This is a genomic window from Paraburkholderia diazotrophica, assembly GCF_900108945.1.
Taxonomy (GTDB): Bacteria; Pseudomonadota; Gammaproteobacteria; order Burkholderiales; family Burkholderiaceae; genus Paraburkholderia; species Paraburkholderia diazotrophica.
The window spans coordinates 49,642-60,122 of the sequence record NZ_FNYE01000044.1; the positions used below are offsets into that span (position 1 = coordinate 49,642).

The 10,481-nt window shown below is 55.9% G+C and carries 7 protein-coding genes and 5 pseudogenes; 6 read left to right on the forward strand and 6 right to left on the reverse strand.

Features of this window, described 5'->3' with window-relative positions; translation table 11 throughout:
• Nucleotides 1-49: 49 nt before the first annotated feature.
• Complete coding sequence (locus BMW76_RS34160) at nt 50-1,324, reverse strand: CaiB/BaiF CoA transferase family protein (protein ID WP_015004731.1); 1,275 nt, start codon at nt 1,322-1,324, stop codon at nt 50-52.
• A pseudogene (locus tag BMW76_RS34165) lies at nt 1,321-2,222 on the reverse strand (hydroxymethylglutaryl-CoA lyase). Before BMW76_RS34165 ends, BMW76_RS34160 begins: the two are co-directional and overlap by 4 nt.
• 242 nt (nt 2,223-2,464) lie before the next feature.
• Between BMW76_RS34165 and BMW76_RS34170 the strand changes: the two are divergent.
• Nucleotides 2,465-3,244 carry an IclR family transcriptional regulator gene (locus BMW76_RS34170; RefSeq protein ID WP_090873256.1) on the forward strand — a complete coding sequence of 260 codons (780 nt, stop codon included), beginning with the start codon at nt 2,465-2,467 and terminating at the stop codon, nt 3,242-3,244.
• A 40-nt stretch (nt 3,245-3,284) separates the two neighbouring features.
• On the opposite strand, the pseudogene BMW76_RS34175 reads toward BMW76_RS34170, so the two are convergent.
• A pseudogene (locus tag BMW76_RS34175) lies at nt 3,285-3,857 on the reverse strand (IS6 family transposase).
• 323 nt (nt 3,858-4,180) lie between these two features.
• Nucleotides 4,181-4,816 (reverse strand): site-specific integrase, encoded by a 636-nt coding sequence (locus tag BMW76_RS42900; protein WP_407669062.1) that lies wholly within the window; start codon nt 4,814-4,816, stop codon nt 4,181-4,183.
• Here BMW76_RS42900 and BMW76_RS34185 point away from each other — a divergent pair.
• Nucleotides 4,724-5,380: pseudogene (locus tag BMW76_RS34185) on the forward strand (IS6 family transposase). The gene BMW76_RS42900 and the pseudogene BMW76_RS34185 overlap by 93 nt on opposite strands.
• Here BMW76_RS34185 and BMW76_RS34190 read toward each other — a convergent pair.
• The gene (locus BMW76_RS34190; RefSeq protein WP_090873257.1) at nt 5,349-5,780 is read right to left on the reverse strand and encodes a tyrosine-type recombinase/integrase; all 432 of its coding nucleotides are present in this window, start codon (nt 5,778-5,780) and stop codon (nt 5,349-5,351) included. The pseudogene BMW76_RS34185 and the gene BMW76_RS34190 sit on opposite strands and share 32 nt — an antisense overlap.
• Before the next feature lie 441 nt (nt 5,781-6,221).
• Here BMW76_RS34190 and BMW76_RS42990 point away from each other — a divergent pair.
• The 4 genes and pseudogenes from BMW76_RS42990 to BMW76_RS34205 form a co-directional block, all read left to right on the forward strand.
• A pseudogene (locus BMW76_RS42990) lies at nt 6,222-6,469 on the forward strand (integrase); the annotation flags it as partial.
• Nucleotides 6,470-6,631: 162 nt separating this feature from the next.
• On the forward strand, nt 6,632-7,984 hold the full coding sequence (locus BMW76_RS34195) for an STM4012 family radical SAM protein (RefSeq protein WP_090873258.1): 1,353 nt from the start codon (nt 6,632-6,634) through the stop codon (nt 7,982-7,984).
• Nucleotides 7,981-8,910, forward strand: coding sequence for a class I SAM-dependent methyltransferase (locus tag BMW76_RS34200; protein WP_090873259.1), 930 nt, complete (start codon nt 7,981-7,983; stop codon nt 8,908-8,910). Before BMW76_RS34195 ends, BMW76_RS34200 begins: the two co-directional genes overlap by 4 nt.
• Nucleotides 8,911-9,421: 511 nt before the next feature.
• Nucleotides 9,422-9,730: pseudogene (locus BMW76_RS34205) on the forward strand (MFS transporter); the annotation flags it as partial.
• A gap of 76 nt (nt 9,731-9,806) precedes the next feature.
• On the opposite strand, the gene BMW76_RS34210 reads toward BMW76_RS34205, so the two are convergent.
• Complete coding sequence (locus BMW76_RS34210; RefSeq protein WP_090873260.1) at nt 9,807-10,439, reverse strand: response regulator; 633 nt, start codon at nt 10,437-10,439, stop codon at nt 9,807-9,809.
• Between the last annotated feature and the right edge of the window lie 42 nt (nt 10,440-10,481).

The window sequence follows — 10,481 nt, forward strand, 5'->3', positions numbered from 1 at the left end:
CCATGCCGCCCACGCGCGGCACAGTGATTCTTTGGGTGCTGTTCGAATGTCAGGCGCTGGCGAGTTCGTTAGCCGACGGGCTCGCCGCATCGCCAGGCTGCCGGTCCCGACACTTGACGATGCCCGCGTCGGTCAGCTGCCTGAGGTCCTCTAACGTGTAACCGAGTTGCATGAGAAGCGCTCGCGTGTCCTGGCCGAGCGAAGGTGGCGCTTCACGCAGTTGCAGCCGTGCTCCGCCAAGCATCAAAGGCAGCAATGCTGTCCTGGTCGACACGGGTTGGCCGGCACCACTGGCGTCGGACGGCAACGTCACATCGGCAAGTCCCCCGGTTGCAAGCAGATGGGGATCATCAAACAAATCTTGAGGCCTGGTAACCGGTGCGTACGGCAATCCGCAGCGTTCGAAAATCGCGCTGATCTCGGCTGCAGTGAATGCTTCCATATGCTTGCGAAGCCGCGGCAATAGCCAGTCGCGCGCCTGAACGCGCCGGTTGTTGGTCGCGACGCGCTCGTCCGCCTTCAGTTCCGATAGACCAAACGCCTCACAGAAGGTCGCCCACTGTGTATCGGACACGACAGCGAGGAAGATCTGTTCGCCATTCGTGACTGAGAACACGTCGTAGACGGCCCAGGCGGAGATTCGGCTCGGCATCGGTGCAGCAGCCTTCCCGGTCACGGCGAATTGCATCATGTGCTGCGCAACGAGAAACACGTTGTTTTCGAACAGGGCGCTCTGCACTTCCTGGCCTTTGCCGGTGCGCTCGCGCTGGGCGAGCGCAGCCATCGCGCCGATCGCCCCGAACATGCCGCCCATGATGTCGTTAACGCTCGTGCCCGCTCGCAGCGGTCGTCCTTCGGGGCCGGTCATGTAGGCAAGGCCGCCCATCATCTGTGCAACTTCATCCAGGGCGGTCCGATGGTCGTAAGGACCGGGCAGGAACCCTTTGTGAGAGACATAGACGAGCCGCGGATTGATCTTCGACAGAGCCCCATATCCCAGGCCGAGCTTGTCCATCGAGCCGCTCTTGAAGTTCTCGCTGAAAATGTCTGCGCCCGCGAGCAGCTTGTACACGACCTCGATTCCGCGCGGGTCCTTGACGTCGACGGCAATGCTCTTCTTGTTCCGGTTGAATGTGCCGAAAAAGCCCGCGCCCGATCCACACAGGGAGCGCGTGCTGTCTCCTGCGATCGGCTCGATCTTGATGACCTCGGCACCGAGGTCCGCCAGCACCATGCCGCAGGTCGGCCCCATCACCATGTGCGACATCTCGACAACACGCACGCCGTTGTACGGCAAAGAATGATTCGCTGGCGCTTCACTCATTGCGCAACTCCCAACAAACAGCCGTCCGGTTGCGGCGCGCTCGGCACGCGCCCATCTGAATACCTGAATCCCTTAGGCAATCCCGCCTCGTGCACATGCCCGTATAACGCTTCACCCGGCAGCGCTTCGGCCAGAATCGCGCGCGCAGCTTCTCGATGTCCACGCCCGTGTCATAGCCCATGGCTTCCAGCAAGAAAGCAAGGTCCTCCGTGACGATGTTTCCGGTACCGCCCGGCGCATACGGACAGCCGCCAAGGCCGGCTTGGCTCGAATCGATCGTTGTGACGCCCACGTCAAGCGCGGCGATCACATTGGCGAGTCCCTGACCGCGTGTGTTATGAAAGTGCGCCCCACCCGCCTTGTCCCCGAGTTCCGACTGCAGTCGACGGAACAGGCGACGAACCTGCGCAGGGTTGGCGTACCCGCTAGTATCAGAAAGACCAATCTCGTCCACGCCACACTCAGCCATCGCGATGCACATACGCATCGTTTCGTCGTCGGTGACCGTGCCGGTAATCGTGCAGCCAAACGCAACCGACATACCCGCTTCGATCTGCACGCGAGGAAACAGCTCATTGCGCAATGCGACGATGTTGCGAACCTCTTCGACCATCTCCGCCGTCGTCTTGCGGATATTGGCCATCGAATGCTCGTTGGTCACCGAGACAGGCAACGTTACCTTGTGTACACCGGCCTCAAACGCTCCGTGCGAACCACGCAGATTTGGCGCGAGGACCGCCACATGCACGCCAGGAATGGACAGGGCATGAGTCACGACGTCGCGGATGTCGGCCATTTGCGGCAGCAGCTTCGGGGGTACAAACGAGCCCACTTCAATCTCCTTCAACCCAGCGGCGGCCAACGCGGAGATCCATCGCAGCCGAGCCGCTGTCGGCATGAGGCTCTTGATGCTTTGCAGGCCATCGCGCGGCCCGACTTCGCTGATCAACACCTTCGAATTGGGGGAAGTCACCGTCAGCTCCTTTGTTCTATCTGACAGATCTTTGTTCTGTCTAGTAAAACTGTACGCGCGTATCTTTGGTTGGTTAAGGCGGGTAAACCCTTAGGTTTTCACAAGTAACCGAACTTGAGTTCTGTCAGGCGGAACTATAAAGTGACGGCTAGAGTGAGGAGAAAAACGTGTCTATCACGACAACACAGCCGTCAGTCGACGCGTCCGAAACGTCGAGTGGCGTTGCGGTCCTCGATCGAGCGTTTGCAATTCTTAACGCCTTTGGACCGACTGATGAGCAGTTAACGCTAACCGAACTTGCGCGCCGAACCGGCTTGTACAAGAGCACGGTTTTGCGACTGCTCGGTGCACTGGAGCACGGCGGATTCATACGGAAACTGAGTGACGGGCACTACGCAATCGGACATCAACCACTGCGCCTCGCAACGCTCTATCAGCGGTCATTTCAAATCGGTCCTGTTGTCGAACCCATCCTTCAGCAGTTGAGTCGAGACCTCGGCGAGACGGCATCTTTTTACGTGAGGCAGGGTGACCATCGGTTAGTGCTGTATCGCGTAGAGCCGTCAAGAAGCGTAAGGGTCTCGATATGCGTTGGTGAGGAATTTCCGATCGACAAAGGCTCGTCCGGCAAAGTGTTACTCGCATTCACTGAATCTCTGGACCCCCGCTGGAATGTCGTGCGCGAACGACTCTGGGCGGTGTCATACGGCGAACGCGATCCTGAGACAGTATCAGCATCCGTGCCGGTGTTCGATTCGACAGGCGAATTGTTGGGCGCTCTGACTCTATCCGGACCGAAAGGCAGATTCGACGCTCCATCCACCATCAACGTTGCGCTGAAAGTTTTGCTTGACAGTGCCAAGCGTGCGACGGTCAGTCTGGGAGGAGCCGGAGCGAGATACGATGCGAGCATTGCCAGGTCCGCTCATGAGGTTTTGTCGCGATAACGACGGTGGGCCAAACATGGCTGCACTTATATAGCATTGCTTACATTACCAGCGCGTAGAACGCTCGGCAACGGTTCGGTCGAGACCGTCGTCTTCCATCTGCCCCTTGCGGATCATATGCATTACTTCGATGCCCGAGAGAATGATGCGCGCACACCGAAAATTCTTGAAGCCCCATCATCGGTTTGATGATGCGTTTGATCGCTCGATGGTCCTGCTCGACGATGTTGTTCAGGTATTTGATCTGCCGGATCCTGATCGGTGTTTCCCAGTCTGCGTTAATGGCTTCGAGTGCCGCCAGATTCGCGCCGCTCTTGTCCACGGTAATTGTTTCGGGCGCACCGTTTTGATCAATTGCCTTCTCGAAGTAGCGGCACGCGGCGACCTTGTCACGCAAACAGCGGCACGAGCTTGATGACCCAACGGTGTAGGCTCGAAAGATTGACCTCGATACCGCGCTCCGCCATCATTCCCTCGAGATTTCGCAGGCTCAACGAGCAAGCCACATATCAGCGTACGCACGGCAGGATCACGTCCAGCGGATAGTGCAGTCGCTTGAGAACCTTGCCGATCCCGGCGGCAAAGCCTTGCGCGGTGTCTTCGTCTTACCCATGCCGCTCGTCATTCATGATCGAACGCCAATTTTAACCCGGGCGCGTTAGTGCGACGCGAACGTCCCCTCGACGAACGCGCGCAACTGCGAGAGATCCGTTTTCGCGTACGCAGCGGTTGTCTGCACCGACGCATGGCCGAGCAGCGCCTGCGCCACCGGCAGCGGTACCTAGTGGTCGACGATCATCTGTCGCGCGTAGGCATGCCGCAGCCAGTGCGGCGACGCCTGTCGCAGGCGTGCGGCCCGCTCGGGGTCCGCGTTCGCAAGACGTTCCGCGGCCGCAACGAAGATCGCCTTGACCTCGTCGTACAGGCCCGACCCCTTCAGCGAGCCGCCCTAAGTCCATGGACCAACGCGGCGTGTTCAAGGAGCGGTGGTTGCGACGGCAGGCCGGGCAACTCACCGTAGATCCGCAACACGGACACGCAGACCGCCGGCAGGGGAATCGCGCGCGTCCTGCGGCCCTTGCCGAGCACCGTGAGCGTCCAGCTGCCATGCTCGTCAACCTCGACCTTCGGCAACTGCGCCTCGTCGGACCACAGGAGTTCGATCAGCCGCACGCCGGCATTGCGGTACAACGCCCAGATCGCACGGCGCGGCGCGGTGGCCAGGTGCGGCGAACGGCTCGCCCGGTCGCGCAGGAACAGCGCCGCCGCCTGGCATCGTCGCCGACGCCGAGCGTATTCGTTGCGCTCGCCCCCGCCGCGGGCGAGAAGCAGCGTATTCGCGGCCACCGCATCGAGCGGAAAGAACTGAATTCGGTTGCGCTGGTCTGTTACGCTCGAGTTTTTGACGAGTACGAGCCAACGCGTAAGCTGAAAGACATTGACGGATTGTTCAACGGGCGCCACTTCGATCGCGAAGTTATTGTCCTTTGCGTGCGCTGGTACCTGCGTTTCAAGCTCATCTTTCGAGATCTCGCTGAAATGATGGCCGAACGCGGTCTTTCGATGGCGCACAGGACGATCATGCGCCGGGTCCAGCGCTTTACGCCGGAGTTCGTCAAACGCTGGAATCGCCTGGCCACGAACGCAGGTCAGTCGTGGCGAGTCGACGAGACCTATGTGAAGATCCGTGGCAAATGGGTCTTTCTTACCGGGCAGTTGACCGGGCGGGAAACACGGTCGACTTGCGACTCAGCGCCAGGCGAAGTGTGGCTGCGGCAAAGGCGTTCTTTGCGAAGGCGATCGGAAGTCAGGGGCGCGCTCCGGCTACGATCACGCTGGACGGTTACGCGGCGTCTCACCGCGCGGTGCGCGAAATGAAGGCTGATGGGATCTTGCCCAAAGACACGACGTTGCGATCTCGAAATACTTGAACAACCTGATCGAGCAAGATCATCGCACATCAAGTCCAGGGTCAACGCGATGCTCGGCTTCAAATGTTTCAGAAACGCGACCGTCACGATCTCGGGCATCGAGTTGATGCATCGCATTCGCAAAGCGCAATTGGATCTCGCGAACCTACACCTCAAAGATACCAATGCACCCGCTATTTCGAGGGCAGTTCTTTCCGCTCAATGAGGTGGCCGCGAACACGCTGCTTCTCGCTCGCTATTGAAATTTGCACCAGAGCCCAATGCAGCAAGTGATCGACGAACAGCAAATTGATATGGTGATGATGGGCCGCGGGAGTCGTGTCTACCACATCAGTCTTTTTGCACGTTTTGTTTGATATAGAACCGTCGTATGTCTCGAACGCGACCAAGCGAACAGAGATCGCAAGAGCCGCTTCGACATAGATCTCCGTACTTTTCACAGATTCATGCCCGAGCCATAACGCGATGACCGAGCGACGAACGCCTTGTTGCAGAAGGTCCATGGCCATGGCGTGTCTTAAACATTGGAACGCGACTCGTTTCTGCTTCAATGGCGGGCAAACTTCATACGCCGTCTTGCGGTGATTGTTTAGCAGGTACTGCACGCCAACCCCGGTACTTCAAGGTGCCTAACATCGTCTAAGCAGGGATGAAGTAATTTGTTGCGGCAGAAATTGGCAGAATTATCTGGTTTGTCTGTTAGTGCTATTAGTGAATTGGCTCAAATGGCCGTTTTCTGGTTTCTATTGGCGTTGGCTTACTGGCATGGATTTCGCGTAAAGGTATGACACATAGATCAATCTTATCGGAGTAGCGTTATGCGGAAAATTATGAAATCGATGCTCGCAGGCTCAGCCGTCATCATGATGGGCTTGGCCCAGCCAATCTCGGCTGCTGAGCCTGTATGTGAGCCCAATGGGTGGCACGGTTGGTGCTGCTACGTCGAAGGGCAGCCTCCGGTTTGTTCCTAGCAGGCTGCTGAAATACAGCCCAACGGAAGCGGCCTTATTTCGCCTACGTGGTCCTGCCGCAAAATTTTTCAGACAGAGATCATTGAAAAAGACCATCCGGTGGTTGCCGAAAGCTCCGTCAGGCGACGCCGCACTGGATGCGACATACTCATGCAACCCATGCGCTTGCCACGGGCGTCGAACTGAACGCGGTGCGGGACAACCTGCGGCACGCGTCAACATCCCCACGGCATCTATCCGCATACCCGACGACTGTCAAGCGGGCACGGCAGTTCGGGGCGGGTTTCACGGCTGAATGCTTTATGTCGTCATTGAATAAGTGACGACGATTCCATAACCGCTGGGCTTATGGTAGCAATTCGACCGGATCTTGGCCGGCCCTCTGACAGGTATACCTGCTTCGCCGCGCAGGGACATTCACTTAACTTCAGGTGTCGCGTTACATCAATCCATCCTGCAAAATACAGAAGTGACTGGAGAAAAGCATGCAGCAAATCGCGGATTCAATTCGACGTTCTATAAGAAGCAATCACTTAAAGTCGTATGTATATAGTTACCCCTCGAAACGATCGTATAAACATCTACATAATATCGGCATTACGGAAGTATGGCACACCGGTGATCGCGGGCCAGTTTCAATATATATTCATATACCATTTTGCAGATACAGATGTAGCTATTGTACGCTATTTCTAACGACCCAACATACAGAGGACATAATACAAAATTATGTTGATAAGATATGTGATCAAATCACATTTTATGCGAAGTATACCGGAACGAAGACTGTTGTATCTGTGTATTTTGGTGGCGGAACCCCGACTATTCTAAACGAAAAACAATTCGGACAGATTTTTTCATCGATTCAAGATGGATTCCTGAATATTGCGTCCTCTGCTGAGCTATGTGTCGAAGGTTCTCCCGACTCGATGTCCGAGGAACTGCTCGAATTCTTGAAAAGCCAAGGCGTGAACCGAATCAGTATGGGTATCCAAACTATGGACTCCGCTGAGCTGAAGGCCAGCGGTCGCCCATACCCGGTTTCGACAACAATCTCTGCGGTAGAAAATATCCGAAAGCGTTTCGAAAATTTCAATCTGGATCTGATCTACGGCATTTCAGGCCAGACCTACGAAAGCTGGGGAAATTCGCTCCGCCACATCATCTCATCAGGTCCATTGACTATCTCACTGTATCCCGCAGTTAGCCGACCTCTCACAGCGATTCATAAGCAGCAGCGATTGCATCCGGAGCGATACCTCGACGACGAAAACAAATATGCGATTTACGATAGCAATGTCGAGCTCATGCAAATGAATGGATACCGACAAGAGTCCTTCACTAGGTTCACCCGTCTGCCGGAGAATACCAGCGCGTACGCCCAAGAGACTTCCGACTTTCTCGGCGTTCCGATGATCGGAATTGGAGCAGGCGCGAGAAGCCACAACGGAAAATACCACTACAGCTTCGACTATGCGGTCGACCTCAAGGAGGTCGGCAAGGCCATTGAAGATTATTTGAACCTCGAAATCACCGAATATAGCATGGTGAGGTACGGAATTGTTCTGGATGCTTACGAAGAGCGCTTGAGATATTTCATTCTCAGTCTTACGTTAAACCAACTTTCTGGGACATACTATTCATCACTGTTTGGCCGGAATCTGTATTCTGATTTTTTGGAGGTAATTGATGCACTCGAGGCTGAGGGGTGCATCGAGCCACCGTCCAATGACAAAATTCGATTGACCAAGAAGGGTTACAAATACAGTAATTTAGTCGCGCACCATCTTTTCTCGAACCATGTGAAAACCTTGGAGGAGAGGTATGTGCCACGATGAGCAACAGTCAGCGATTTTGGGAGAAAGGTTATTCGGACGCGAAAGTGTGGACGATGGGCGGACCGAGTGTTGAGGTCTTTGAAATTGAACAGTTTCTACCACGAAACTCGACTCTTATAGACATCGGCTGTGGTGAAGGCAGAAATGCGCTCTTTCTTGCCCTCAGGGGACACAAGGTGACCGCCTTGGAACTTTCCTCGAGCGCTGTAAAGAAACTTCGTTCGACTGCTGACCGTTATTCGTTGAACATCGATGTGATCGAGGGGCGGATCGAGGATTTCGTACCGGATGAAAATTATGACCTCGCTTTGGCGCACTCGTCGTTACATTTCGTAACGAAAGAAGTGTGGATTCCCTTGCTTCGGGAAATGAGGCAACGGACAAAGCCGGGCGGATTTCACAACTTCACATCGATTATTGGAATTCCACGCTACCCAGTTCCGCACGAGTGCCGACATGCCAATTCGTTTGACCGAGGCGATCTCGACTCGCAATATGCGGACTGGCAGATTCTTCGTTCCGATTTCTACGCGAAGTGGGATTCCCATCCGGGTATTCCGACGCATGTGCATGCCGTTGAGAAGTTTCTCTCGAGAAAAGCGAACTCGGTCGAGGGGTTCGGGTTGACGAAGGTCGATCTTTCGAACAGCGACAGTCTTCCTTTAATCTTGTTCGACAGTATACCCCTTGGAGCCGACGCTACCGCAGTCAAGTCGATGGGTGTTCGTCCGAGACACGTCAATCGGATTGAAATGCCAGGGTGGAACATGACGTCTCCCACGGAGCTGACGGGCAACTATGTGGTTGAAGACTGGATTTTTGGGAAACACGGACTTCAATTCACACAGAGCATTTTGACGGGTAAATACGAGTATTTTACGTCGCCAGTTTCGTTGCGGAACTCTAGCAACTATCCTACGGAATAATCCAGCCATTCCTCCATTTTTTGACATTCCGTAAAAAGTATTTGCTAATTGTGCGCAAGCTGACGAGGCGAACCGATGAACTGCGATCCAACTTCAGATAGCCCGTTGCGTCCGCGCGCAATGCGCGCGAGGCCACCTGCCGCCTCGTCGTGAATGCTCAGCACGAGTACGGGCAGCGAAGGCTGCTCCGCCCATCTTCCTGGCTATTTACGGGTCCTGGCTCAACTATTGCATCGTATCGTGCGAAGGAACAAGGAAATACGAAAGTCGCGTACCGACTCCGTCCGGAACGAGGCAATAGGCTTCCCTTTTAAACCATTAGTGCGAGGAGCCTTAAAGCCTCTGTGACACAAGGCACAACGTTCCGTACACCAAGCATACACTCTTCGCTACGCGCACACGTCGACCATCCGCGCGCTATCAGACCTGAGGGCGGATTGAGACCGAACCTGCAGAAGCTCCATGGTCTGCTCTATGAACAGAGAGCCACGCAACTGAACAAAATCAAAAAATGGTTAGCTCGAGTGTTGGCCAGAAAACCGTGATCACGCCGATGATCGTCGCGTGCGCCATGTTCATGGAATGTGTCGACGAGAACGTCATCGTCACGGCTCTGCCGACGATGGCTCGCGATTTCGGGCGCGATGCGGTGACGTTAAAAGTCGCAGTAACGAGTTACGCCGTTGGGCTTGGCGCGTTTATACCTGTTTGTGGCTGGCTCGCTGACCGCTTCGGTGCGCGCACGGTGTTTCGCGTAGCGATCGGCATCTTCCTAGTCGGCTCTCTCCTCTGCGCAGCGACAAAGTCCCTCATCACCTTCCTGTCACGGCCGCGCTGCAAAGCCCCCCGCAGAATGCTCGCGACACTCACTTATCCCTGCATTCCGCGGCATCCATCTACCCGACGATCAATCCGTGCCGGAGCGCGTACCGGATCACCTCGGCATTATTGGAAAGCCCGAGCTTCTGCATCAGTCGCATCTTGTGTGTACTGATCGTTTTCGCGCTGAGCGCGCACGCGTCGGCAATTTCGTTGATGCTCCTGCCCGCCGCGAGCATCTGCAACACCTGAAATTCGCGGTCTGACAGCACTTCATGCGGCGGCACGTCGCCGCGCTGTGTTTCGAAGACCATTGCATCGACGAGTTTCGGATCGATGAAGCGGCCGCCGTCCGCGAGCTTGCGGATCGCCGCGAGCAGCACGTCCGGGTCGCTGTCCTTGGTCAGATAACCCGTTGCACCCGCGCGCAATGCGCGCGAGGCCACCTGCGCCTCATCGTGAATGCTCAGCACGAGTACGGGCAGCGAAGGCTGCTCCGCCCGTACCCTGCGGATCAGATCGACGCCGCTGATGCCGGGCATCGTCATGTCGAGCAGCAGCAGATCGACGACGCAACTGCGCAGCTTGTCGACCACTTCCGCACCTTGCGCCGCTTCCGCCGCGACGACGATATCGCTGGTGGTTGCGATGATCTGCCTGAGTCCGCCGCGCACGATCGCATGATCGTCTGCGATGAGTATCCTGATCATGTTCGAGGTCCGCCATCGAGCGGAATGTGAATCGAAACCGTG

Excerpts from the sequence above, each read along its gene's own strand:
- BMW76_RS34160 (WP_015004731.1), bottom strand. The coding sequence starts at position 1,324 with ATGAGTGAAGCGCCAGCGAATCATTCTTTGCCGTACAACGGCGTGCGT.
- BMW76_RS34195 (WP_090873258.1), top strand. The coding sequence starts at position 6,632 with ATGCAGCAAATCGCGGATTCAATTCGACGTTCTATAAGAAGCAATCAC.
- BMW76_RS34200 (WP_090873259.1), top strand. The coding sequence starts at position 7,981 with ATGAGCAACAGTCAGCGATTTTGGGAGAAAGGTTATTCGGACGCGAAA.
- BMW76_RS34210 (WP_090873260.1), bottom strand. The coding sequence starts at position 10,439 with ATGATCAGGATACTCATCGCAGACGATCATGCGATCGTGCGCGGCGGA.